This is a genomic window from Fulvivirga sp. (genome assembly GCF_040218215.1).
Lineage (GTDB): Bacteria > Bacteroidota > Bacteroidia > Cytophagales > Cyclobacteriaceae > Fulvivirga.
In genome coordinates, this window is sequence record NZ_JAVJQL010000007.1 from 37,644 (window position 1) to 62,791 (window position 25,148).

The 25,148-nt window shown below is 38.6% G+C and carries 29 protein-coding genes; 15 read left to right on the forward strand and 14 right to left on the reverse strand.

Annotation, left to right across the window (positions count from 1 at the left end; genetic code table 11):
* Positions 1 to 76: 76 nt before the first annotated feature.
* Positions 77 to 1,357, forward strand: a complete 1,281-nt coding sequence (locus tag RIB54_RS01800) for an MFS transporter (protein ID WP_350099014.1) — start codon at positions 77 to 79, stop codon at positions 1,355 to 1,357.
* Here the strand turns inward: RIB54_RS01800 and RIB54_RS01805 are convergent.
* The 5 genes from RIB54_RS01805 to RIB54_RS01825 form a co-directional block, all read right to left on the reverse strand.
* Positions 1,343 to 1,966, reverse strand: coding sequence for a thioredoxin family protein (locus tag RIB54_RS01805; RefSeq protein WP_350099015.1), 624 nt, complete (start codon positions 1,964 to 1,966; stop codon positions 1,343 to 1,345). The genes RIB54_RS01800 and RIB54_RS01805 overlap by 15 nt on opposite strands.
* Positions 1,967 to 2,044: 78 nt before the next feature.
* Entirely contained in the window at positions 2,045 to 2,815 is a 771-nt protein-coding gene (locus RIB54_RS01810) for an acyl-CoA desaturase (RefSeq protein WP_350099016.1), read from the reverse strand.
* Positions 2,816 to 2,908: 93 nt separating this feature from the next.
* Positions 2,909 to 3,523: a sigma-70 family RNA polymerase sigma factor gene (locus RIB54_RS01815; protein ID WP_350099017.1), complete on the reverse strand. Its 615-nt coding sequence runs from the start codon at positions 3,521 to 3,523 to the stop codon at positions 2,909 to 2,911.
* Between the two features lie 39 nt (positions 3,524 to 3,562).
* Positions 3,563 to 4,906 (reverse strand): MATE family efflux transporter, encoded by a 1,344-nt coding sequence (locus RIB54_RS01820; protein WP_350099018.1) that lies wholly within the window; start codon positions 4,904 to 4,906, stop codon positions 3,563 to 3,565.
* Between the two features lie 237 nt (positions 4,907 to 5,143).
* Positions 5,144 to 5,698, reverse strand: a complete 555-nt coding sequence (locus RIB54_RS01825) for an NUDIX domain-containing protein (protein WP_350063676.1) — start codon at positions 5,696 to 5,698, stop codon at positions 5,144 to 5,146.
* Positions 5,699 to 5,794: 96 nt separating this feature from the next.
* Between RIB54_RS01825 and rnhB the strand changes: the two genes are divergently transcribed.
* The 8 genes from rnhB to RIB54_RS01865 all read left to right on the forward strand — a co-directional run bounded on the left by rnhB (position 5,795) and on the right by RIB54_RS01865 (position 12,272).
* A complete protein-coding gene (gene rnhB / locus RIB54_RS01830; protein WP_350099019.1) occupies positions 5,795 to 6,409 on the forward strand; it encodes a ribonuclease HII in 615 nt (204 codons plus the stop codon).
* A 33-nt stretch (positions 6,410 to 6,442) separates the two neighbouring features.
* Positions 6,443 to 7,201, forward strand: a complete 759-nt coding sequence (locus RIB54_RS01835; protein ID WP_350099020.1) for an NRDE family protein — start codon at positions 6,443 to 6,445, stop codon at positions 7,199 to 7,201.
* A 52-nt stretch (positions 7,202 to 7,253) separates the two neighbouring features.
* Complete coding sequence (locus RIB54_RS01840; RefSeq protein ID WP_350063670.1) at positions 7,254 to 7,883, forward strand: TetR/AcrR family transcriptional regulator; 630 nt, start codon at positions 7,254 to 7,256, stop codon at positions 7,881 to 7,883.
* A 50-nt stretch (positions 7,884 to 7,933) separates the two neighbouring features.
* On the forward strand, positions 7,934 to 8,824 hold the full coding sequence (locus tag RIB54_RS01845; protein WP_350099021.1) for an alpha/beta fold hydrolase: 891 nt from the start codon (positions 7,934 to 7,936) through the stop codon (positions 8,822 to 8,824).
* A 259-nt stretch (positions 8,825 to 9,083) separates the two neighbouring features.
* Positions 9,084 to 9,815 (forward strand): ABC transporter ATP-binding protein, encoded by a 732-nt coding sequence (locus RIB54_RS01850; RefSeq protein ID WP_350099022.1) that lies wholly within the window; start codon positions 9,084 to 9,086, stop codon positions 9,813 to 9,815.
* A gap of 3 nt (positions 9,816 to 9,818) precedes the next feature.
* Positions 9,819 to 10,367 (forward strand): cob(I)yrinic acid a,c-diamide adenosyltransferase, encoded by a 549-nt coding sequence (locus tag RIB54_RS01855; RefSeq protein ID WP_350099023.1) that lies wholly within the window; start codon positions 9,819 to 9,821, stop codon positions 10,365 to 10,367.
* A 77-nt stretch (positions 10,368 to 10,444) separates the two neighbouring features.
* A complete protein-coding gene (locus RIB54_RS01860; protein ID WP_350099024.1) occupies positions 10,445 to 11,509 on the forward strand; it encodes a branched-chain amino acid aminotransferase in 1,065 nt (354 codons plus the stop codon).
* Between the two features lie 280 nt (positions 11,510 to 11,789).
* On the forward strand, positions 11,790 to 12,272 hold the full coding sequence (locus tag RIB54_RS01865; protein WP_350099025.1) for a hypothetical protein: 483 nt from the start codon (positions 11,790 to 11,792) through the stop codon (positions 12,270 to 12,272).
* Between the two features lie 5 nt (positions 12,273 to 12,277).
* On the opposite strand, the gene RIB54_RS01870 is transcribed toward RIB54_RS01865, so the two are convergent.
* Both RIB54_RS01870 and RIB54_RS01875 read right to left on the reverse strand, forming a co-directional pair.
* Entirely contained in the window at positions 12,278 to 12,649 is a 372-nt protein-coding gene (locus RIB54_RS01870) for a PKD domain-containing protein (RefSeq protein WP_350099026.1), read from the reverse strand.
* Positions 12,650 to 12,725: 76 nt separating this feature from the next.
* Entirely contained in the window at positions 12,726 to 13,493 is a 768-nt protein-coding gene (locus RIB54_RS01875; RefSeq protein WP_350099027.1) for a GNAT family N-acetyltransferase, read from the reverse strand.
* Positions 13,494 to 13,573: 80 nt separating this feature from the next.
* Between RIB54_RS01875 and RIB54_RS01880 the strand changes: the two genes are divergently transcribed.
* A complete protein-coding gene (locus tag RIB54_RS01880) occupies positions 13,574 to 13,996 on the forward strand; it encodes a secondary thiamine-phosphate synthase enzyme YjbQ (protein WP_350099028.1) in 423 nt (140 codons plus the stop codon).
* 171 nt (positions 13,997 to 14,167) lie between these two features.
* On the opposite strand, the gene RIB54_RS01885 is transcribed toward RIB54_RS01880, so the two are convergent.
* From RIB54_RS01885 to RIB54_RS01895, 3 genes are all read right to left on the reverse strand, one after another.
* Positions 14,168 to 14,761, reverse strand: coding sequence for an ATPase (locus RIB54_RS01885; RefSeq protein ID WP_350099029.1), 594 nt, complete (start codon positions 14,759 to 14,761; stop codon positions 14,168 to 14,170).
* Positions 14,762 to 15,138: 377 nt separating this feature from the next.
* Complete coding sequence (locus tag RIB54_RS01890) at positions 15,139 to 15,612, reverse strand: hypothetical protein (RefSeq protein WP_350099030.1); 474 nt, start codon at positions 15,610 to 15,612, stop codon at positions 15,139 to 15,141.
* Positions 15,609 to 16,202 carry a hypothetical protein gene (locus RIB54_RS01895; protein WP_350099031.1) on the reverse strand — a complete coding sequence of 198 codons (594 nt, stop codon included), beginning with the start codon at positions 16,200 to 16,202 and terminating at the stop codon, positions 15,609 to 15,611. Before RIB54_RS01895 ends, RIB54_RS01890 begins: the two co-directional genes overlap by 4 nt.
* Positions 16,203 to 16,346: 144 nt before the next feature.
* On the opposite strand from RIB54_RS01895, the gene prfB reads away from it, so the two are divergent.
* The 3 genes from prfB to RIB54_RS01910 all read left to right on the forward strand — a co-directional run bounded on the left by prfB (position 16,347) and on the right by RIB54_RS01910 (position 19,414).
* Positions 16,347 to 17,442 (forward strand): peptide chain release factor 2 gene (gene prfB, locus RIB54_RS01900; RefSeq protein WP_350099032.1). Its coding sequence is split into 2 segments (ribosomal slippage): positions 16,347 to 16,406 and positions 16,408 to 17,442, totalling 1,095 coding nucleotides; the frame shifts between segments, so codons are not numbered across the junction.
* A 132-nt stretch (positions 17,443 to 17,574) separates the two neighbouring features.
* On the forward strand, positions 17,575 to 18,729 hold the full coding sequence (locus RIB54_RS01905; RefSeq protein ID WP_350099033.1) for an MFS transporter: 1,155 nt from the start codon (positions 17,575 to 17,577) through the stop codon (positions 18,727 to 18,729).
* Positions 18,722 to 19,414 (forward strand): lysoplasmalogenase, encoded by a 693-nt coding sequence (locus RIB54_RS01910; RefSeq protein ID WP_350099034.1) that lies wholly within the window; start codon positions 18,722 to 18,724, stop codon positions 19,412 to 19,414. Before RIB54_RS01905 ends, RIB54_RS01910 begins: the two co-directional genes overlap by 8 nt.
* A gap of 118 nt (positions 19,415 to 19,532) precedes the next feature.
* Here RIB54_RS01910 and RIB54_RS01915 read toward each other — a convergent pair whose 3' ends face one another.
* Positions 19,533 to 20,228 carry a head GIN domain-containing protein gene (locus RIB54_RS01915; protein ID WP_350064134.1) on the reverse strand — a complete coding sequence of 232 codons (696 nt, stop codon included), beginning with the start codon at positions 20,226 to 20,228 and terminating at the stop codon, positions 19,533 to 19,535.
* Between the two features lie 143 nt (positions 20,229 to 20,371).
* Between RIB54_RS01915 and RIB54_RS01920 the strand changes: the two genes are divergently transcribed.
* A complete protein-coding gene (locus RIB54_RS01920; protein ID WP_350064132.1) occupies positions 20,372 to 21,265 on the forward strand; it encodes a hypothetical protein in 894 nt (297 codons plus the stop codon).
* Positions 21,262 to 21,876 (forward strand): IMPACT family protein, encoded by a 615-nt coding sequence (locus RIB54_RS01925; protein WP_350099035.1) that lies wholly within the window; start codon positions 21,262 to 21,264, stop codon positions 21,874 to 21,876. The genes RIB54_RS01920 and RIB54_RS01925 overlap by 4 nt, the downstream gene beginning before the upstream one ends.
* On the opposite strand, the gene RIB54_RS01930 is transcribed toward RIB54_RS01925, so the two are convergent.
* From RIB54_RS01930 to RIB54_RS01940, 3 genes are read right to left on the reverse strand one after another with little or no spacing between them, the layout of a single operon-like run.
* Positions 21,873 to 22,454: a 3'-5' exonuclease gene (locus RIB54_RS01930; protein ID WP_350099036.1), complete on the reverse strand. Its 582-nt coding sequence runs from the start codon at positions 22,452 to 22,454 to the stop codon at positions 21,873 to 21,875. The two genes, RIB54_RS01925 and RIB54_RS01930, sit on opposite strands and share 4 nt — an antisense overlap.
* Position 22,455: 1 nt before the next feature.
* Positions 22,456 to 23,901: a Na+/H+ antiporter NhaC gene (nhaC, locus tag RIB54_RS01935; protein WP_350064126.1), complete on the reverse strand. Its 1,446-nt coding sequence runs from the start codon at positions 23,899 to 23,901 to the stop codon at positions 22,456 to 22,458.
* 46 nt (positions 23,902 to 23,947) lie between these two features.
* Entirely contained in the window at positions 23,948 to 25,078 is a 1,131-nt protein-coding gene (locus RIB54_RS01940) for an NAD(P)/FAD-dependent oxidoreductase (RefSeq protein ID WP_350099037.1), read from the reverse strand.
* Positions 25,079 to 25,148 lie beyond the last annotated feature (70 nt).

Sequence of the window (25,148 nt, forward strand, 5' to 3'; positions counted from 1 at the left end):
AAAATAAATTGAGCACTGTTTGATTATAACTTCAACGGGCAACAAAGCAGTAAATAATTTGTAATTTAAAAGCTACATGTCAAACGCTAATGAGTCCAAAAGAAGCATATTAACACTAATAGCACTGATTTTTGCTGGTGAGGTAATCTTCTTTTTACCCTTTGTAATCCCTAGGATTTTCAGACCTACTTTGCTTGAAGTCTTTCAAATTTCAAATCTGGAATTGGGCACTTGCTTTTCAGTATATGGCATAGTAGCCATGGCATCCTATTTTTTTGGAGGGCCGTTGGCAGATAAATATTCGCCCCGCAATTTAATAGCATTTGCACTATGGCTAACCGGACTTGGTGGAATTGTCATAACCATTTACCCTACTGTTGCACTGCTGTATATTTTGTATGGATTTTGGGGCTTTACTACCATTTTTTTGTTGTGGGCAGCATTGATAAGAGCTACAAGGGAATGGGGTGGTGATAGTCAGGGAAAAGCATTTGGGTTTCTCGAAGGAGGGAGGGGGTTGACAGCTGCGGCTATTGGTACATTTGCTGTTTTACTGTTTGACTCAGCCATCTCCTCTCAGGTTGCAGAAAATTATGATCAGCATAGAGTAGAATCTTATCAGATGGTATTGATTGCTACTTCATTAATTACTTTTATAACAGGAGCATTTGTTTGGTTTACTGTGCCAAGGCAAATTGTAAAATCCACTGAGCAATTCAAGCCGACTCTGGATGGGGTGTTTAATCTCATGAAAATGCCGACCATCTGGATGCAGGCTGTTATTATAGTTTGTGCTTATGTGGGTTATAAAATCACGGATGACTATTCTTTGTACGCGCATGAAGTGCTGGGCTTTGATGAAGTGTCAGCAGCAGGGGTAGGAACCTTTGCATTATGGATGCGACCTGTATTTGCCATTCTAGCTGGGTTAGCAGCAGATAAATTTGATCCTGTGAAAGTAATCGCATGGTGTTTTGCCATAATGATTTTTGGTGGACTTCTTGTTTATCAAGGAGCCATTAGCCATCCTGTATGGTTGGCCATTTCAGTATTGACCACAACCCTTATTGGCGTTTATGGTATAAGAGGAATTTACTTTGCCGTAGTGCAACGCATAAAAGTGCCATTGGCAGCTACAGGTACAGCGGTCGGTATTATATCTTTTATTGGCTTTACACCAGATGTATTTATGAGCCCTTTAATGGGCTATGTTCTTGATAAAGACCCAGGAGTTATAGGCCATCAGAATGTGTTTCTAATTTTGTCAATTTTTGCCTTAGTAGGTCTATTGACAAGCATGGCCTTGTGCAAGAATATAAAATCCGAGTCAGATAGTTCTAGTTTAGCTCAATCCTGAGAGTAACAAGGTAAACTCTGATTGCAAAGTTTTGCCCTTATCCTTAGCGTACCAGGTATGCAGATTAACAGAGAATTCATCGTAGTTAACAGATTCATTCTTTTTGTAATCCTTGAGTATTTGTTGGGCAGGAGCTGGCCTTGGCCCCCAATTGGCTAATTCATTAAATTCAACATCAAGAATAATGAGCTTAGGGATTGATCTTCCACCATTTGTTAGGTAGGCGTCCATAACATCCAGATTCTCATCTCTCAACAGATACCTTACTTCTATTTTATCATTTAAATCAGCAATCTTCTGAATGGCTGGCAAGTTCTGGGCTGCATCACCACACCATGCTTCAGTTAGTATTAACCACTTCTGAGAACTATCAATTTTTTCTGCAGCCTCTATCAGATCAGCACTTAGCTTGGTGATTTTATCCCATTTGTTCATTCTTTGCACATTAAGCCGGGTGTAGGCGAGTTGTTTTTCAGAATGATTATTACCAGTAGTTTGATTTATTTTCAGCAGGCTATCAATTAACTGTTGGTACTCATCATAAGTAAGACCATTTTCCCAATGAACTTCATTAATTACAGATGGTTTCGAAGAGGTTTTTAAATTCATATCAACCAAACTAAAAAGCCCCGCATTTAGTTGCGAGGCTTTTAATAAATATATGGTTTAGTCGGTTATAAGACTTTTCTAGGCAGCTTTTTGAACTGTTTCAAGCTGCACTTCTTTTTGTTTTACCAGTTTGATGATGCCCACTTTGTTTAATACTTTAATCACCTGATAAGTAGGGTCAATTTCATGCCATCTAAATCCACCAAAGTTAGCACGACTGCCATGTTTGTGGTGGTTGTTATGATAGCTTTCTCCCATCATTAAAAAGTCCACAGGTAGGAAATTTCTTGAAGTATCTCCTACTTCAAAGTTTCTATAGCCGTATTTATGTGCGAACCAGTTGATGATAGCTCCATGGATAGGCGATAATAAAAACTGCATGGGTAACAATAGCCATAACCACCAAACGGTAGCAAACTGCCAGTAAATAGCAACATAAACAGCACCCCAGAGTACTCTTGATACCCAAGAACGGGCAAATGTGTCAAATGCTGTCCATTCAGGAACACCTTCTGTAAAACGCTCATCAACTTTCATTTTTTTGCTGGTGATGGCAGAATAAATGGTCTTGGTCTTCCACATCATTTTAAACAGACTTTCGTCATATTTTGGTGAATGCGGGTCGTTTGGGGTATCTGCATAGGCATGGTGCATGCGGTGCATAATTCCATATCCATAGGCGCTCAGGTAGTTAGATCCTTGAAATAGCCAAGTCAGCACAAAGAATATTTTTTCCCATGTTTTGTTCATTGTAAATGCCTTGTGCGATGCATAACGATGCAAAAAGAAGGTCTGAAAGAACAACGATAAATACCAATGGGCTATGAAAAATGTTAGTATAACAGCCATAATTTTTAAGTTCAGTTATTTTGATAAAATGATAAAGCTTGCACTCTCTCATTTATGAGGACAAACAATATAAGCATTTGTGACAAAAAAAGTTTATTTTTTTTCTGGTTTGGTCTGGAGCTCTTCCATAAAGTGCTGTATTAGCTCTGAAGGATTGTCCAAATGACAGGCGTTTTTGAAGGATTCAAAAAAGGAAGTGTTTGATATTTCGTCCTTGATTTTTGAAGTTTCTTGATTCAACTTATCTTTTGCTCTGCTGAATAACTTACGACAATTATCCTTTTTCTTGTTAAATAAAACCTGTAACTCATCATATTCAACACCAAAAAACTCACGAAGGACGTAGACACTTTTTTCTAATGGCTCTAGCTTTTTATGAATTACATTCAAAGCACTAGATAGCTCATTTTCAAAATCAAAATGGAACAATTCCTTTTCTCTGTACCAATCAATAAGTTCTTTAGGGTTTATTGACTCAATACATTCATCTTTTTTACGTTTAATGGCATTCAGATGATTGATGCAATTGTTAGTAACCGATTTGATCAAGTAAGCCTTTGTATTGCTGATCTTCTCCTTGTCAATAGTAAGCCATTTCAGTAAAGTGTCCTGCACGATATCTTCGGCATCAGCAATAGAGCCCAGCATACGCTGTGCAATACTCTGGAGCATTGGCTGATAGATTGTTATGGCCTGACTTTGATTCATCGATGCAAAGATAGGTTATTAATTTATTACTGACACTTGTTAGGCTGATAACATCCTTTTGGTCAGAAGGTTAAATCTCCAGAGCATAAAAATGGCCACAATGGTTAATCCTATCAGCAAACCGTACCAAACCCCTTGTGCACCCATATCATATACAAACCCCAGGGTATAGCCTATTGGGAGTGCTAATACCCAATAGGCAATAAATGTCATTAAAGTAGGTATTTTGACATCTTCCAAGCCTCTGAGCGCTCCCAAACTTAGTACCTGAACCCCATCTGATAGCTGAAAAAATCCTGCAATAATCAGCAGTGTTGAAGCAATTTCTATAACATTATCATTTTCGATATAGAGCGAAGGCAAATAGTAGCGTCCTACAATAAATAAAGTAGCACAAACGCCCATAAAAATGATTACCATGCCATATAATGTAAAAGCAGCGGCCCGCAGTGTGGGTATGTCTTTTAGCCCTAATTGATTGCCAACCCTAACAGTGGCGGCAGATGAAAGGCCTGTGGCCATCATATAGCTTATGGCTGCCAGATTAATAGCAATTTGATGTGCCGCCAATGCCTCTGCGCCTAACCAGCCGATCATTATCACAGCACAACCAAAAGCACTAACTTCAAAAATCATTTGAAAGCCAGCTGGCAAACCTATACCGAGCATTTTCTTAAATATTGCCTTGCTGTAGTTAGTTATTGCAAAACCCAAACGATAAGGAGAAAACCGCTTACCATAATAAATATATAAAGCCATCCATGCGGCCAGTATTATCCGGGAAATAAATGATGCATATCCGGCACCTAAAAGGCCATAGGCATCAAACCCCATCTTTCCATAAATGAGCACATAATTAAGGGCCACGTTGACCAGATTGGAAGCAATAACAATTATCATGGCCTGTTTTGTATTGGAAAGCCCTTCAGCAAACTGTCTGAAGGTTTGGAATATCAGCAGCGGAACAAGCGAGAAGGTGATTATATTAAGATATGGAATGGCCAAAACCACCACATCTTCCGGTTGGTCCATGTGGGCAAGTGCCGGATTTGCAATTTTTACAATTGCAAATAGCAGAAACCCAGTAATCACATTGATGACTATGGCATGTCTCAGAAAGTCGGCTGACTTGTTGACATTGCCCTCACCGTCAGCGGCAGCTACTAAAGGTGTTATGGCATAGGAGACTCCAATGCCAAACATTAGCGTAATATGAAAAATCACATTGGCTAGAGAAGAACCTGCCAACGGCACAGCGCCTAACCTACCTACCATCACACTGTCAGCCACGCCCACCATCATGTGACCAAGCTGACTGAGCATTACAGGGTATGCCAGAAAGAAATTCTTCTTTAAATGTTCGGTATAATTTTGTTTCGACATTTGGATATTGCAGCTACAAAGGGCAGTATTTTTTTTGAACTATTTTATATTCAGATCATTTGATTTAGTTATGCTCTACTTCAGTTAATTCATACAGGTTTTAGCCCTTTCATTTATTCCTTTAAAGTTCGTGCGCAAAGATCATGGGCGCTGTTGAGTAAAAATGTCGTCCGGTTTGCGTTTAATATAATTCTGTAAATGATTTTATCTAAACCAAAAAGTTGGAACAAGAAATCATTATTTGATTTTCATAATTATTGAAGCTTTTAAAAAACCTGCTACGGTCATACTATCTGTGATTTCCCCTTTCATTACCATGTCCAATGCTTCTGAAAAGGGCAGTTTTTTTATTACCATATCCGATTCTGACTCTTCAAGCTCGGCTTCACCTTGGGTCAATCCAGTTGCCAAAAAAATATGGGCAATTTCATCAGTTACAGAATTTGAATTATGCATAGTAAGTATTGGCTCAAATGAGGTGGCAGTGAGCCCGGTTTCCTCTTTCAATTCCCTCTTGGCAGTTTCCAGCGCATCTTCACCATAAGGGGCACCACCTTCAGGCATCTCCCATGAAAATTGATCGAGCGTATATCTATACTGGCCTACCAGCCAGGTGTTGCCTTCATCATCAATAGGAATAACACCTATAGCCTGATTTTTAAAATGAACCTTACCATAAATGCCTTTACCGCCACCGGGATTGATCACATCGTGTTCTACCACCTCAATCCATGGGTTGTCGTATTTCAATGTCGATTTTAAAGTTGTCCAGGGGTTGTTCTTAGAATTCATGGGCGCAAAACTACTATAACTTTTATGTATGTGTTTAAAGTTTCGACATGTACTAACTTATTTTCGATTTGTGCTGTACAATTTTAGATTTGCTAAATGTTATTATCATCTTTTTCTGAGAACCTGATTGAGGCTGGCTGCGATGAAGCCGGACGTGGCTGTCTTGCAGGCCCTGTTGTGGCTGCTGCAGTTATTTTGCCACCAGATTATAGCCACCAACTTTTAAATGACTCTAAAAAGTTATCAGAAAAGCAACGCCTCCTGCTGAAGGAGGACATTATTGCGGATGCAGTGGCCTGGGCTGTTACGTTTGTAGATAATCATGAAATAGATGAAGTGAATATTCTTAACGCTTCATTTTTAGCTATGAATAGGTCCGTTGAGAAACTAAAGGCTCAGCCTGAATTATTGCTGATCGATGGTAATAGATACAAACCTCATAATGAGATACCTTTTGAGTGTATTATTAAAGGTGATGGCAAATACCTTTCAATAGCTGCTGCTTCCATTTTGGCAAAAACATTTAGGGATGAGTATATGGAAAAATTGTCAATTGAATTTCCACATTATCAATGGCAGAAAAATAAGGGCTACCCTACAAAAACTCACCGTTTGGCTATAGCAGAAATTGGGTTGACAGATTATCATAGAAAATCATTTCGTCAGTTGCCTGATCAACTTACTTTGTTTGATTTGGATCAAAATCAATAAGAGTCATAAATTTGTCGGACCTAATTAACTTATATGTGTCTGATTCTTTTTGCTCGTAATGCACATCCAAAATATAAACTCATTGTGGCCGCTAATAGGGATGAGTTTTATGAGAGACCAACCAAACCCGCTGATTACTGGGAGGAGCATCCTGATATTCTGGCGGGACGAGATTTAGAGGCTGGAGGAACCTGGCTTGGAATCACAAAACAGGGAAGGCTAAGCCTTTTGACAAATTATAGAGATATTAAAAATATTAAGAGCGATGCTCCGAGTCGCGGTCATCTTGTCTCTGATTTCTTAAAAAACAGCAATATTGATGGTAAGGAATATTTAAAAGGCATATCAGCAAAAGGGGAGCTGTATAATGGGTTTAATATCATCTGCGGAGACTGGAATAATTTACACTACTATGGCAATTATCAAAAAGGTGTTCACAAAATAGAATCAGGCATACATGGTTTGAGTAATGCTTTACTTGATACTCAATGGCCAAAAGTTGCTAAAGGAACCGAAAACCTTAAAGCTGTTATGAATCAGGATGAAATAGACGTTGATCAGCTTTTTGAATTGTTATATGATGATCAAACAGCGGCCGATAATCAGTTGCCGGATACAGGTGTTGGTTACGAACGGGAAAAAATGCTATCACCTTTGTTTATTAAGAGTGATCGCTATGGATCAAGATGCTCTACGGTACTTCTGGTGGATAAAAATGATAAAGTAACCTTTGTGGAAAGAACCTATAACACCTCTGACTTCACCTTTGAAACAGTATCTTATCAATTGTAGTGTTTTGGATTTTCAACATTTATCTTTACATTTGAGACCAACCGGTCGGTTTATGGCTAAAATTAGTACACGAGATAGAATTATACAGCAATCAGCAGCATTGTTCAATACCTACGGGTATCATGCGTGTTCATTAAGTCATATTATGGAGGCTACTCAACTGAAAAAGGGCGGTATTTATAACCACTTCAAAAACAAGGACGAGATAGCCATCGAGGCTTTCAATTATAACTATCAGAGGGTTTTGGACAGATTTCAGCAAGTACTGAGCACTGCAAATTCGCCTACTGAGAAGCTTTTTAGCCTGATAGATGTTTTTGTTTCATTTATTGATGACCCGATAGTGCAGGGTGGAGGTTGCCCAATATTTAATACGGCCATGGATGCCACTAACACACATCCTGAACTAAAGGAAAAGGCCAAGAAGGGAATCAAAGGGCTGAAGAGATACGTTGAAATTAAACTTAATGAAGGCATTGCAGCCGGAGAGTTTAAAAGTGACATTAATGTTGAACAAACGGCAGCAATGATGATTTCCACCTTGGAAGGTGCCATCATCATGTCGCGGGTAGAGGATGATAATAATTGCCTTGATTTTGCCGTATCGTATATAAAGAATCATTTCAACCAAAATATTTTGAAGGTGCCAGTGGCAGATTTATCAATATTTAAAACCACCTGACCTTTTTATTTGCTTAAAAACAGACCGATTGGTCTTTAAATAGTAATCCTATGAAACAGAGAAAAATTAAAACCCCACTCCCGTTAAGAATCATTGCTTCAACATACCCAATTGTGGAGGCAGTAGCACCTTGGCTGGCAAAGAGATGGTTTGTTAAAATCTTCTTTTCTACCGCTAAGTATAAATTTCCTCATGGTGAAATTGAAGCTGCGGAAATGGCTACAACTTATAATATCAGCTATGAAAGTAAGAAAGTGCTGGTTTATGAATGGGGCGATGGTAAACCAGTTTTAATGGTTCATGGATGGATGGGTCGTGGCACACAGTTTAGAAAATTCATCCAGACCTTTAATGAAGCCGGATATAAGGTAGTGGCGTTTGATGCGCCTGGGCATGGCAAGTCGGATGGTGGCAGCTCCCACATTCTCAAATTTGCTGATGTTATTGCCCAATTGAGTGAGAGATACAATGGATTTGAAATGATTATTGGACATTCATTGGGTGGAGTGGCCAGTATGCATGCCATTATTAAAGGTGTGGTTACGAATAAACTGGTTATGATCAGCAGCCCAGCTATAGCAGATGAAATAATGTCTGAGTTCAGAAAGAAAATAGGGGCTACGGAATTGGCAATGCCTTATTTCAATAATCACATTGAGCAAATGTTTGGGTGTTCATTTGAAGAATTTTCTGCCAAGCAGAACATCCATCTAATAAAGCATATTGACTTGTTGCTCATCCACGATCAGGATGATCGGGAAGTGTCACTTGATAGTCCTAAAGTGCTAATGGCAAAGCATGATAATGCTAAACTAATACGGACATCAGGTCTTGGGCATACAAGAATTCTTAAGGACGATTTTGTTGTGGAAAGTACGCTTAAGCATTTGCAATCAGAGAAAGAAATCAGTTCGAAAGACCCTGTTTTAATCCGAAATTGAATAATAAAAAATTCTATTGCTTAGCTGACGAAAAAATCCTTTAAAAAGGATTTTATGTCAGGATTTAACCCTGACAAAGCTTTGCTTTCGTCAGCCTAAAGGCAAATTGCGTCTATTGCGCAATTTGGGTTAATTTAAAATTGAACTTTTGACACTTGGCTTTAATAATCACCGTTTAAGTAAATAGCTTATTATCAAAGCACTTTCTTTCCGTTCTTTGATTAGAAGCATTACTTTTGATTATTAAACATTCACATTCATGGGTAGAATTATTGAAACTTCAGAAATAGCCAAGATTTACAAAATGGGTAACCAGACGGTGGAGGCGCTTAAATCAGTTTCAATCAATATAGATAAAGGCGAGTATGTTGCTTTTATGGGGCCATCGGGTTCTGGAAAATCCACACTCATGAACATCATCGGTTGCTTAGATACGCCTACAAACGGAACTTATGTTTTGAATAATAATAATGTAAGTGAGCTATCTGAGAATGAACTAGCGGTCATTAGAAATAAGGAAATCGGATTTGTATTTCAGACTTTTAACTTACTACCTCGTGCTTCAGCATTGGAAAATGTGGCACTGCCTCTAATTTATGCGGGTTATGGCAAGTCAGAGCGTGATGAAATTGCTTTACAAGCTTTAGAAAATGTTGGCCTTGGTGATCGTTCAGATCACAAGCCTAATGAGCTTTCAGGGGGGCAGAGACAGAGGGTGGCCATAGCAAGGGCTTTGGTGAATAACCCAAGTATTATCCTTGCGGATGAGCCGACTGGTAACCTTGACTCTAAGACTTCTTATGATATCATGGATCTGTTCCAACAACTGCATGATGCAGGCAATACTATAATTATGGTAACACACGAAGATGACATAGCTCATTACGCACACCGAATTATAAGGCTGCGTGACGGACTTGTTGAAACGGATGAGATCAACAAGAATGTGACCCGTGCTGCTGAACAAAAAGCTGCCGTTTCTGATTCTTAAAGAATGAAAGTTTACACTAAGACAGGAGATAAAGGCACAACGGCCTTATTTGGGGGAACCCGCGTGTCAAAATCCCATGATCGTATCAATGCTTATGGAACTGTTGATGAATTAAACAGTTATATCGGTTTGTTGAGGGATCAACCATGCAACGAACATCGTCACGATGTGTTGGTCGAGGTACAGGACAGGTTATTTACACTGGGATCTATATTGGCCACAGAACCGGGCAATACCAAAGTGAAGCTTCCGAAGCTACAAGAAGGGGATATTTCATTTCTTGAAGAGCAGATAGATGACATGGAACTGTCACTGGAACCTATGAAAAACTTCATTTTACCTGGTGGACATCAATCAGTTTCTTTTTGTCATATTGCCAGGTGTGTGTGCAGAAGGGCAGAAAGATTAGTAATTTTATTATCTGAGCAAGCGGAGGTTGACGAATTGATTATTAAGTATTTAAATCGACTTTCAGATTATTTATTTGTTTTAAGTAGAAAAATGACTGCGGAACTTAAGGCGCCCGAAACACCTTGGATTTCTAGAAAATAACCAAACGTTTTTCTACTGTCAATATTTTAGTAATTTTGCAATCCTAACGCTCGTTAGTTACTTTAAAAACACCAAGTATGACAGAGACATTAAACATTTCGGTAAAGAAAATAGCCCAATCTAAGATCAGCCAGGTTGATTTTAAGAATATACAATTTGGTAAGACATATTCTGATCATATGTTCACGGCCGACTATATTGATGGTGAGTGGAAAAATGCAAGAATTGAGCCTTATGAAATGATGCAAATTAGCCCTGCGAGTCCGGCATTGCATTATGGAATATCTGTATTTGAGGGTCTAAAGGCTTTTAAAACTGAAGATGGCATTGTTAATATATTCAGGGCCGATAAGAATTTCGAGCGTTTAAATATTTCTGCTGGGCGTATGTGTATGCCTCAGCTTCCGGCAGATATATATTACGAAGGACTGAAAGCACTTTTAGAAATTGATAGCGAATGGGTGCCAGATGTTGAAGGCACTTCTTTATACATCAGGCCATTTATTTTCTCAAATGATGATTATATCGGTATCAGACCTTCTTTGAACTTTAAGTTTATGATTATCACTTGCCCTGTAGGCGCATATTATGCCAAGCCGGTGAAAGTTAAAATTGAAGATCATTATGTAAGGGCAGTAGAAGGTGGCAGCGGATATTGCAAAACAGGCTGTAACTATGGCCCGGCAATTTACCCTGCAAAATTGGCTCAGGACAAAGGTTATGACCAATTGGTTTGGACTGACGGAAAAGAGCATAAATACATTGAGGAGTCAGGTACCATGAACATCATGTTTGTAATTGATGGCAAACTGATAACCCCTGCTTTGGGAGATACTATCCTTAATGGAATAACCAGAAACAGTGTATTGGCTATAGCCAGAGACTGGGGTATGGAAGTAGAAGAACGAAAAGTGGAAGTGGCTGAGGTTGTGGCTGCCGCAAGAGCCGGTAAATTACAGGAAGCTTTTGGTGCAGGTACTGCAGCTACCATTGCGCATATTCAGCAGATAGGTTATAAAGATGAAGATTTTGAATTGCCTCCTGTAGAGACCAGGGAATTCTCTAACAAAGTATTGGCAGAGCTTGACAATATGAAATTAGGAAAAATAGAAGATCGATTTAATTGGATCACTAAGCTATAAATTGTTTTCACAGGCAATTGTTTTTAAAAGAGCTGCCCATTTGGACAGCTCTTTTTGTTTAAAAAGAATTAACCACTGAGTCCACAGAGCCACACAGAGTGCAAATAAAATTATAGGCTTTATTCATTGTAAAGTCTACTCTGCGATCCTCCGCGTTCCCTGCGGTTAATAAAATGAACCATTTATGTTTCTGTTGTAGGGTTATGGTAATTATTATGGATATTCTTCGTTGAATTATTTGCATGCTTAAACAACACTTTTCTATAACTTAAAGGAGACAATGCGCTCAGTCATATTAGCCATATTGATTCTTCTTTGTGCGGTTCAGCTGGGTCGTGCTCAGTCACGATTGGTGATTAAGAAAAGAGGCAAGATTATCGCCACCTATCAACAAGGAGACCATCTGAAATTTAAACTTAAAGGGGAAGATTTTTACTACAATCAGCTTGTTCTGGGGTTTGAAGGTGAACTTATTAAGTTTAGATTCTACGATATACATGTTTCAGAGATAGAGACAATAAAAGCTTTTAACAGAAAGAAAAATGCCGCTGCTGTTGTATCTGCCGCAACTTCAAGGGCTGCTATCTTTTTCTTTTCCATAGACCTTTTTAATCAAGGGATAGTTAATGGAGATGGCTTTGAGCCAAGTGAACAAACGCTGATGATAACGGGAGGCCTTATAGCAACCAGTTTAATTACCAAGTTGCTGGCGGGCAACAAGGTAAAAATAGATGGAAGAAAATTTACTTTGGAAATGCTGTAGTTGAGCTAATAGTTACTCACGATCACTGCCTTTGTAACAGTTAATGTATCTCCTTCATAACTAATACCAACCAACATCACATTGTAGCTGCCATTAGAAGGAAATCTCACTTTTGGTGCCCCGGTGTAGGATTTTACAGGCTCTCCATTTTCTTGAAAACCAAAATTCCATTCATAATCAATGATGCCTTCTGATAAATCCATGAACCTTATCCAACCTGATTTGGTAATGCTATTGGAGTAATCAAAATCTAAACTAATTGGGCCAGATTCAATATCAGGTATTGGCCGTGTCACAGTCTCAGGAAAAAGGTGACATGAAAACATGGCAGTTCCAATAATAGCAAGAATAATAATATGGCGAAGTGTGCTCTTCAAGATCTGGATATTGATTGAAAGATAAGTTAGCGAAATTTGAATTAAGAAAATGTCAGGGACCGACATTTACTCTATTCTATGCATACTCATGGTAAGTAGTAAAGCTTTCAAATCCTAATTTTTTATAAATACCAATACCAGCCTCTGATGCTTGAAGCACAACATTTTTATAGCCTAAGGTTTTTGATATATTTAAGCACTTTGTCATTAGGGCCGATCCAATTCCTTTTCCTCTTGCGTCTTCAAGTGTTGCTAACCCATATATTCCAATGGTTGAATCATCAGATGGAAACAGCTCCACGGTGGCTAATGGTTGTTGACCATCATAATACACGAACAACATCACACCTTTGGAATTTTCTAAATAGCTATTGGTGGTTTTTTCGTAATAGGAGTTTACATTTCTATCAGGTGGGCTCCAATTGGCTGCTATTACATTCGCATAGTCATTTAGTGTTTTTACATCCTGAACTAAAACTATATCGTTATGACGGTCAGAATGAATTGCTTCGTATTGACTTAAATCCAACACCATCCCAACTTCTTCATTTTGGTGGGAGACATTCACAGATTTAAAGATTTCTTTCAGGTTATCAGTTAGGTTATCAGCATTGACCCAAATACAAAAGTCAAAGTCCTTATTTCTGTAATGCTTGATAGTATCATCCAATTCAGCTTGGGTTATTGCTAAACCATTTTTGATAAATATTATATTGAATGTATCACAAGACAGGCCACTATCCACTGCAACTACATTTTCTGAATTCATGATTGTCATACTGGGAGTTGCTCCGGGTATTTGAGTGGCATGTAATTCAAAATTCTGGTCTATCAGCTCAATCATTTGGTGTAGTAATTAAGTCTCGCTAAACTAAAAGAATATTTTAACTGACTTAACTTTAAAGAGAATATAAAAACATTCTTATGCAGGTAGAGCAAATTACGTTTACACTAAAACCATATCCCAGAGGGTTTCATCTCATTGAACGGGACGTTGAAGTGAATACACCACAGCTGCGGAATTTTAAAGCAGGCATAGCCCATATTTTTATTCATCACACCTCGGCAGGACTGACTGTTAACGAAAATGCAGACCCCACCGTAAGGGTAGATTTTGAAAGTCACTTTAACAAGATGGTGCCTGAGAATGCTCCATATTACAAACATACCTTAGAAGGACCTGATGACATGCCAGCACATATTAAAGCTTCACTATTAGGGAGCTCGGTGAGTCTTCCAATCCAGAATGGACGATTGCTGACAGGCACCTGGCAAGGCGTATATTTATGCGAGCATCGAAACTATGCCAGTGGCAGAACTATTACAGTAACATTGATGGGAGCTTGAAAGCAAACCTCCTAGGTTTATTTTCTAATTGCAGATAAACCTAGGAGGTTTTACCTCGGAAGTCATTAAACTTTGAAGGTTTTATTCTGTTGAAGTTGTCTCTAACAAAACTTGATCAAAACTAACTGTTGGTTACAATATCAACTCTGCTTTTATATCTGAAGAGTAATTTTATTTTAGGATAAAAGGAATTAGACTTATCAAATATTCAGGAATAGGCGCCTCTATTTCCACGGTTTGGTCAATTATAGAAATTATGTGCTGTGGCTCAGATTTATAGGCACTCGTTTCGAAAAGGAATGTTTCATCAAAATACCTCCAATGCAGGTTAAGATTGTGGTAACCCTCATAATACCTTTTCACTACTTCATTGTCTGGTACATAATGCCCTCCGTTTTCGACTCTGATTTGGACGCGTCTTTTAGCTTCTTCTGTGGAATTTAGACAGAAGTAAAAGAGCCTTAATCCAAATTCCGCCTTTCTAAACTTTTCAGGCCAATATAAAGGAGTTGAATTGAAGTTGGTTTCATAGGTAAAGCTTGTTTGGTTTGCAATTGATTTTTCCACCAAATTCTTTAGTACCGCCTTCGCTTTATTATGACAAATTCTCTCCTTTAATTCAGAATCTGGCTCCTTTCTATAAAAATTTAGAAACTCTTTGTCATAGTCAAATGGAGGGATTTCAGGCGGAGACAATGCGCTTGAGAAGGATGATTTACCTGATCCATTGCAGCCGGCAATTATCGTTAGGACAGGTTTATCCATTAAATTGAGGTGACACTTGAGGATTTTTATTAACCTGCCCCTTTTTTACCTTGTTTTCATAAACACGTATTTCCTTAATTATCCGAGGCATTTCTTTTGAAATTCTTCGTTTTATCTCAAGAATGTAGCTGTATTTATTTTCCTTGGTCACAGTGCAAATATAGGAAATTTAAGAATTGTGTATACCCCTGTGCACCGTAACTATGCATAGTGTAGAACAGTTAATCAGACTTTGATAGGGAGTTAATCCAGTATTCCGGTATTGCTCGTTCCTCATAAACCGGAATGACGTACTTTTTTCCTTATTGGTGTATCTCAACACTAAACCTTCAAGGTCTACTTGCTACTTGTAGATAGACCTTGAAGGTTTAATAGTATTACGGCCACTTAATAGTATCATCATCCAGAAACTGTGGCGACCACTGAATTTCATCCAACACTCCACCATTAAACCAAAAATTAATAGATAACGAATCAACTTCTATCAGCTTGTGGTCAGGGGAGTCAATAGAAGAACAATCTTCTAACTCATACTCTGCCTTTTGCTTATCGAGATAGGCAGATATCTGTTCTACAGTTTGCCCGATGAGAGATGCTCCATCTAAAGTATAGAAATCAGAATTTGCTGAGATCATCACCAATTTCCAGTGATCGTCTTCATCAAAATTTAATGAAATATCAAAATCATAATAGTCCCATGACTCGGTCATGTTTAGGCCATCACCTGTATAGGAGAAAGTTTCATTTTCATCGGGCGCGCCCAATAACATGCGCACCTGATCTTTTGTCATTCCAAATTTGATATTACCTAATCCAAAACCTGGCTTTATTTCTTTTATCTGTTCTTTCATTTTGTCAACTTTATACTAAGTTGATCATTAATAATGGAAACGGAGAGTGTTGATCCGTCAATTATATTATCAGAAGCAACTTCATATTCTATTTGCCCTGAAAAGGAGAGGTTATATTCATTTTTTAGCTTCTCAACTTTAACATGTTCGATTACGGAATTTCTATTTGGTCCGGAAACAGGTACATAACCCAAAAAGTCAATCTTGCCATTTGTTAGTCTGTAGATGTCAATGCCTGACATGAATTCATAACCTTCTTCAATTATTATTAATTTCTCGCCATCTAAGAACTCAAAAAAATAAGGATTGTAGACATAGGCTTCACCTTTAGGCTTAGAAATATATATTTTTGAACGATTTTCTAAAGAGGAATCAATTCTAATATACATCATTCTAAATCCTTCATTCTCAATATTTTGAGGTCTATTTTTTCCAATTAAAATATATTCAAATTTATTCAACTTAAATGATTTGGATATCTCATAGGATTTTAATTCTATGTTTTCCTTAAAGCGAATTGGATCAATGCGTCTGGCTTGATTCCAGTCTGATTGAAATAAAAGGGAAATGGTCAGAAGTATAAATTGCATTAAATTGTTTTAAGTTACAGAACATCTTAAATATAGTTAATTGCCATATCCACATCTAATATCTGATTCCAATTTATTCTAAACCAATCCCAAGTATCATAGCTGTGCTTTCGTTAGTTTTGCCCAAATTTTAAAAAACTACACATGACTACAGACGAGTTGAAAGACTTGAAAGCCCGAGTAGAGGCTTTGAGGAGGTACCTTTGACTACGACAGGAAGCTTGCAGAGGTACAAGAAGAGGAGCTTGTAACTGCGCAACCGGAATTTTGGAATGATCCAAAAGAAGCAGAAAAAATCTTAAAAAATTTACGGCTTAAAAAAGTATGGACCGACAGCTTTACGGAAGTTCAAGGCCTGTATGCTGATCTTGAAACGCTCAACGAATTCTATGAAATGGATGAAGTGAGTGAAGAGGAGATTAATAAGGAATACGCCAAAACAGAGAAGGCCATTGAAGATCTTGAGTTCAAAAAGATGCTCAGCGGTGAAGAAGACCAGTTTGGTGCATTGATGGAGATCAACCCCGGTGCTGGTGGCACTGAAAGCCAGGACTGGTGCGATATACTCAACCGCATGTATATTATGTGGGGTGAGCGCGAAGGTTATAAGGTAAAGCAGGTCAACTACCAGCAAGGTGATGTGGCGGGCATTAAATCGGCCACTTTGGAATTTGAAGGCCCATTTGCTTACGGAAAGTTAAAGTCCGAGATAGGGGTGCATCGTTTAGTGAGAATTTCCCCATTCGATTCAGGAGGTAGAAGGCATACTTCTTTTGGTTCTGTTTACGTATCTCCTGTCATTGATGATGAAATAGAAATCGACATCAACCCTGGAGATGTGGAGTTACATACTTCAAGATCTGGCGGTGCTGGTGGACAGAACGTAAACAAAGTAGAAACCAAAGTACAACTTACCCATAAACCAACAGGTATTGTGGTGGTTTGCCAGGTGGAGCGTTCTCAGCTGGCCAACAGGGAACTTGCCATGAAAATGTTGAAGTCCAGGCTTTACCAAATGGAACTGGAGAAGCGTAATGCTGAGCGTGACAAAGTGGAGGCTGGTAAGATGCGTATTGACTTTGGCTCTCAGATAAGAAATTATGTTTTACATCCTTATAAGCTGATTAAAGATGCCCGTACCGGTGTTGAGCGTACGGATGTTCAAAATGTGTTGGACGGTGATCTGGATGATTACATCAAGGCATTTTTGCTTGGCTATCAGGATACTAAAAAAGACTAATAAAAGAGGCTGTCTTGTAAAGACAGCCTTAATTTTTTCATAGGAACAGTGTTTTAGTAGTTTTATTTACACTAACAAACAATCAAGCCTTTGGCACAAAAAACCTACACATTACAATTCTGGCTTTTATGTATGAGCTCATTCTTGTTCTTTGCCAGCTTTAATATGATTATTCCTGAGCTGCCAGCTTACCTTACTAAGCTGGGTGGTGAGGATTATAAAGGGTTTATCATTTCGCTTTTTACACTCACCGCAGGCTTGTCACGGCCTTTCAGTGGTAAGCTGACCGATAAGATAGGGAGAATACCAGTGATGGTGTTTGGAGCCTCAGTATGCTTTGCCTTGGGTTTTATCTATCCATTTGTAACCACCATTTTTGGTTTCTTTGCTTTGAGGTTGGTGCATGGCTTCTCTACAGGTTTTAAACCAACAGGCACTGTGGCTTATGTGGCAGACATTGTGCCAGCTCACAGAAGGGGCGAAGCCATGGGATTATCCAGCTTCTTCGGCACCATTGGCATGGCTACAGGAGCAACCATAGGAAGTGCTATTGCCAAAAGCTATTCCACCGATGTTATGTTTGGCGTTTCGTCAGCCTTTGCTATTCTGTCTATTATCATTTTGGCTGGCATGAAGGAGACACTGGAAAATAAAGAGAGGTTTAGACTTTCTCATTTGTCTATCTCTAAAAATGAGATTTTTGAAAAGTCAGCTATCCCTCCTTCAATAGTGATGTTTCTTACTATCTTTTCTTTTGGCATAATACTAACAGTGATACCAGATTTTGGGGTGCATCTGGGGCTTGATAAATCTGAAAGTGCATGGTTGAACAAAGGCACTTTTATGACCGTATTTATTTTTGCTTCCCTTGTGGTTAGAATTTTTGCAGGGAAGATATCCGATAAATTTGGCAGGGAGCCTGTGCTAAAATTGGCAGCTGCATTGTATGCTATCGGAATGTTGACTGTAGGCTTTGCAGATAACATTACCATGTTTTTTACAGGAGCTGTTATTTACGGACTGGCAGTAGGCATGAATTCACCAACTTTATTTGCCTGGACAGCAGACCTTAGTGATGAGAAAAATCGTGGTAAAGCCATGGCTACCACATTTATCGCTCTGGAGGCGGGTATTATGCTAGGTGCCATTTTATCTGGATGGACATTCTCAAACAATTCGGAGAATTTTCCTATCACTTTTGGTATGGGAGCAGGACTGGCAGTTTTTGCTCTTATCTATTTAATTTCGAGAAGAAAGAAAATTTCCACATCATTGGGCCATGAATAAAATAAAACTGTCGCTCTCATTTTTATGGACAATAGTTATTGTTCATTTAGCAGGTCATTTGTTCAACCTGGATGTGATTTCTTTCACTAAACCGCTAATAGTAATTTCTCTAATTGGGTACTTGTATGCTTCAGCATTAATACGAAACAGCTTATTTTATATCACTTTAGCGGCATTATTTCTTTCGTGGTTAGGAGATGTGTTTTTAATGTTTGAAAGTGAGAATCCTATATTTTTCATTTTAGGACTGGCCTCATTTCTGTTGGCTCATGTTACCTATGTTTTTAGCTACAGAAAGGCAAGGAATGAAACTGCTGTCAATCCGTTATTATCCTCGCAGAAGCTGAGGCATGGGTCTACACTGATACTCGCTGGGCTTGCTCTTGTTTATATTTTGGAGCCTGGATTGGGTGAGCTGAAGATTCCAGTCATGGTTTATGCAACCGTAATTGTAGTGATGACCATTTCTGCCTTGCTGCGCTATGGTTATACTTCCATCCAGAGTTTCTCTTATGTTTTTGGTGGGGCCATTATGTTTATGGTATCAGACTCATTGCTGGCAGTCAATAAGTTTTTGGAGCCTTTTTCCTACGCAGGCTTCTGGATTATGATCACCTATTGCCTTGCGCAATTTTTGATAGTTAAGGGAATTATCAACCATATAAACGCAAAAAAGGGAGCATAAGCCCCCTTTTTCGTTTTGAGTTTTTTAACCCAAATTACATATAATGTAATTAGCCATTAGGCAGACGATCCGCTAATTGGCGGATGTCTGGGTTAAACTTTGTTTAACCTAAACTTATCTAAGACATCTTCTTCACTCTGCCTGACCCTGACGTGTTGCTATTGACCTTATCGGGATCCCCTTTATAATAAACGCTGCCACTGCCACTAATGCGGGCATCGATTGATTTTGAAACATTAACCTCGCATCTGCCAGAGCCTGAAATTCTAGCTTCTACATTTTCTACTTGTAGATACTCTGCATTTACAGAACCTGAACCACTGATGTGGATTTCAAAGTCCTGGCCTTTACCATCTATTGCAATTCTCCCTGACCCTGAGATGCTTGCTTCGATCATAGGTGCATCTATTTCAATTTCCATTCTTCCAGAACCACTTACTCCAAGGTCTAAATGATTAGCTCTTATTATACTCTTTCCATAGATTCTTCCTGAACCTGATACATCTAATGCTTCAATTGATGGTACAGTTACATAAACATCAAAATCTTCACTGTTTGACCAATTAAACCACCCATCGGAGTTTCGCTGCTTGATAATTAAAGTGTGACCACGAACCTCAGTAATGATGTCTTCTATCACGCTTGATTTTCCTTTTAATTCAACTTTTTGCTCGCTACCTATAGTTAAAAATAATGTTCCTGAAGAACCTAAAGATATGCCATCAAAGGAGCTAACATCCCTGATTTCTGATTCCTGGGCAAAGGCAACTAAAGTACTGAAGATAAAAGTTGAGAGTAATAATATTTTTTTCATGTTGTTTATAGTTTTTGAAAAAAGAGCTACATTTTGTTTGTTGTTAGAAAGACTCTTTTGCTCTTCAGTTGGTTGCATGTATATGACCTTTTTTTTCAAAGAAGGTTACAGGTCTTTCCAAGTTATTTAGATTTGCCACCTGAATGATCGCACTTCTACTTTGTATTTTAAGCAACACTGGTATCTTTATTTGCTTCAGGCTTTTTAAAGTATTTAACCTCAATACCTTGCAGGCCATTGTCTTTAATTATGTTACCTGTGTGGCTACAGGCATTATTTTTCTTAAGGATAAATTGGCTCTTAATGCGGTTAGCTGGTCAACTGATTGGGTGATCATTGGTGCGATATTGGGGGCAGTTTTCATAGGCACTTTCTACCTCATGGCCAGAACTACACAAATATTTAGCATGACGGTGTCTTCTATTGCTTCTAAGATGTCTTTGATGATTCCCGTACTTATGAGCCTTTTTGTTTTAGGTATTCAGTCCAAACATTATTCATCTTTAAACTATGTAGGAATAGCACTGGCTATCTTGGCCATTTTACTGAGCTCGCTTAAAGGAAAGAAAATAGAAACAGTACACCTGCCAGGCCTGGCCATCTTTCTACCAATAGCTGTTTTTCTGTTAAGCGGCCTTATAGATTCAGTCATTAACTTCACCAATTTCAAATACCTAAGCCCTGAAACCGAACCTGTTTTTCCTATCATAATATTTTCTTCAGCCTCAATAATTGGATTAGCTTCAATTATGGTAGGTAAGAATAGAATAGCATTTAAGAATGTGATTTGGGGTGTAGTACTTGGTGTTGTTAATTATTTCTCCATCTTTTTTCTTTTGAGAAGTTTGTCATACTTTAAAAATGACGGAGCAATATTTTATCCATTATTGAATGTTGGCATAATACTTTTTGCATCATTGGTTTCAGTCATCTTTTTCAAAGAGAAGTTATCCCGTATTAACCTTTTAGGTTTAATTCTGGCTATTTCATCTATTGTTCTTATATCATATCAAGAGCTAAAACTGATTTTTGAATGATTACTGAGTTTAAAACATTGGCTAAAGCAGGAGAGGGGCTATTTAAAGATAGAGGCAGCAAATTTCTTGGTTTTGCGACCCATGTAACAAGCGAAGAGGAGGTCAAAGAATATCTGGCTGAACTGCGTAAGCAATATTACGATGCTCGCCACCATTGTTATGCATATGTGCTCGGTGCAGACAGAAAGGTGTTTCGGGCTAATGATGATGGGGAGCCCAACCACTCAGCAGGGGATCCAATTCTTGGCCAGATCAATTCAAAAGGTCTTACCGATACTCTGGTTGTGGTAATCCGATATTTTGGAGGAACAAAACTTGGTGTTAGCGGTCTTATCAATGCCTATAAACTAGCTGCAGAGGAGGCTTTGGATAATGCTTCTATTATGACTGTTGAGGTACAAAACGGGATAGTGCTTCAGTATGGCTATGATGATACCAATGAAGTGATGAGGCTGGTGAATGAGTTGAATATTAATATTGTCGATCAGAAATTTGAAGTGGCATGTGAGCTCAAAGGCACAATAAAAATTAATTTAACTGATCAACTCGAATCAAAAGTGCAGCTCCTCAATGACCTGGGGCATAAGATTGCCCTTAAGGTTGAGGACTAGAAGTATCCCTGATTGGTCAACTTATTGTGCATCGAAATGCATACCCAGGCATCTGTAGCGGCATAGTTGATTTGCTTTTCAGTAAGTGTTTCATTTTCCCAGTTAGATACCTGGGCATTTTTAGAAATTCTGAAACCCAATATAATGGCGGTCAGTTTTCGTAACCCATTGGCTTCAATGCCTAAATCTTTCACCAAATGGTTAAGCTCTTCAAAACCTTCAGGAGTAAATGGCCTTAATTTGTTCAAATCACGAAGATCATCCCTAAGAGCAACACCTACCTTAATTATATTCTTGTTTTCCAGAAAGCTATGAAGCTCATTGGTAATGCCGGTTTTGTTTACCCTTATCAGGTAGGCATCAGTTTCTGTGGCAATCTGGATCAATGAAATGTTGTTGAACTCTCCCTTTTTAAAGGCAGGCTTGCTTTCAGTATCGAAACCAACTACGCTCTCTTTAGACAATACCTTTAGTGCTGATTTTAGCTCCTTTTCTTCAGTGATTAAATGTATTTCACCCTCAAAGCGATCAAGCTCAAGCTCATTGATTTCTATATTGGAAATTGTAGTGGCAAACATATTAATCGTCTTTCTCTATCTTCTTGATTTTAATGTTAGCATACCCAAATAAGATGGTCATAAATGGGCTGATAATGTTAAAGAAACAATATGGTAGATAGGTTAAGGTGGCCACCCCTAAAACTGTGGATTGATAGGCACCACAGGTGTTCCATGGAATAAGCACAGAGGTAACGGTACCTGAATCTTCCAATGTTCTGCTCAAATTTTCTGGTGCCAGTCCACGATCCTCAAATTCTTTAGAATACATCCTTCCGGGTACCACAATGGCAATATACTGGTCAGATGCCGTTAAGTTAAAAGTAATACAAGTTCCGGCAGTAGCAGCAATTAGAGAGCCTGTAGAGTGTGCAAATCCGATAATAGTACCCGCTATTTTCTTTAACATGCCATTGCCTTCAACCACGCCTCCAAAAATCATGGCACACACAATTAGCCATACTGTTGAAAGCATTCCTTCCATTCCAGAAGCTGTAAGCAGTTCGTCTACCATTGCATTGCCGGTAGCAACATTGGTTTCGGTAAACATGGCTTTCATGACTGCAGTGTATCCGGTTTTGATACTAAACACATCACTTTCAGCAACAGCCATTACAATCTGAGGCTGAAAAATTATTGCAATAACACCCGCCAGTAATGTTCCTATTAAAAGTGCAGGTAAAGCCGGCATCTTTTTAATTATCAGGACGATAACTGCAGCGGGAACTACAAATAAGAAAAGGTTGATTTCAAATTTTGATGTTATCGCTTGCTGTACTTCCGTTACTGTGCCCAAAGCTGCATTTCCATCAATACTAAATCCCCAGATAAGGAAAATAATCAGAGTAATAATAATGGATGGTCCGGTGGTTAGTGCCATGTACCTGATATGCGTAAACAAGTCAGTGCCCGCCATAGCAGGTGCCAGATTTGTAGTATCTGATAGGGGAGACATTTTATCGCCAAAGTAAGCTCCGGAAATAATAGCACCTGCTATTACGCCTTCATTAATTCCAAGTGCTTGCCCAATACCCATAAGCGCAATACCTATTGTTGCGGCTGTTGACCATGAGGAGCCTGTTGCCAAGGATACCACTGCACTGACTATAACTGCAGCAAAAAGAAATATGGTAGGGTTTAATATTTCAAGGCCATAATAGATCATGGCAGGTACTACACCGCTTATAAGCCATGTACCAGCTAATGACCCGATCATTAATAATATAAGAATGGCCGACATGGCAGAACTGATGCTTTTTACAATGGCATCCAGTATCTCCTCCCAGCGGTATTTAAGTTTTAAAGAAAGCACTGCTGCAAATGCAGCGGAAAGAATGAGTGCAATTTGATTGGGGCCGTAGGATGCGTCATCACTAAAGATGTAAACATTGGAAGCCAATAAAGTTATCAGAAAGAAAATTGGTAATAATGACAGAATAAGAGAAGGTTCCTTATGTCTACTTTCCATGCGCACGTATTCAGTTTAAATGCCGAAGATATAAAATTGCGGCTACTTAGAGCATTTTTTCAGATAGTTTTTCTCCCATACGACTACCTATGGCTACCCCCATTCCTCCAAGTCTTACGCCAAGATGAACATTTGCCGAATGCTTTTTATAGATGGGCTGTTTATTGGCTCCAAAGGCCATTATTCCTGCCCAAGTGTGATCAACTTCAAATGGAGTGCTTGGTAAAATAACGTCCTTCAATTGCTTTTTGAGTTCTGCGATAATTCTTTCATTGATTTCAAATTTCGTGGTAGTTTCTCCCTCAAAATCAATGTTTCTGCCGCCACCGAAAATTACTCGGCTACCTTCATTTCTGAAATAATAGTAGCCTTTGTCAATATGAAAAACTCCGTGAAAAGGAAGCTTAGATAATGGTTTTGTCACCAAAACAATCCCACGACCAGGATTTATATCAATATCAGGGACAAGTTTGTTAGTAAAGGCATTAGTACAGACCGCAACTTTATTTGCCTTGAATGTTATATCTGAATTAGTCACTATGTTTTTGGCAATTACCGAGACTTCCGTTCCATCATCTTCGAACGACAACACTTCGGTTCCGGTAAGTACTTTAATATTAAGCTTGTAAGCCAAAGCCAATAATGACTTCATCATTTTACCTGTATGGATTTGCCCTTCAAATGGATTTACTACAACTGATTTGATTTCGTCTGAATTAAAGCCAAAGCTTTTTATTTTCTTATCATCAATAGAAAACACTGGTTGCTTAAAGAGCGGTAAAAGCATTTCATTTACCTGGTCTATGGCTTTGAGGTAGGGAAGCTCTGCATCCCGCATTAACTCATAACCTCCATATGAGAGGTAATCCATATTCTCATCACCTACTCGCCCTCTTAGCTTTTTTAAACCTTCCCATCGTTCATTAACTAAAGCCAGAGTGTCAGTTTCGCCCAATACTTTAATATCTTCCAGAAGTTCAGTCAAACTTCCAAAGCAGGCAAAACCTGCATTTTTTGTGCTGGCGCCTGTTGGCAATATGCCTCTTTCGAGCACTAGTATCTCGGCATCAGGCTTTTTTTCTTTTATCGAAATGGCTGTTGATAAGCCTACAATTCCACTACCTATGATGATATGATCATAGTTTACAAACGATTCTTTTTCCCAGTAACTTAACATAGCTGGGCTGAAATAACGATTTTTATAGATGTTTCACCAGTATTGAGTATCTTTTCAATCATTTTTTAAT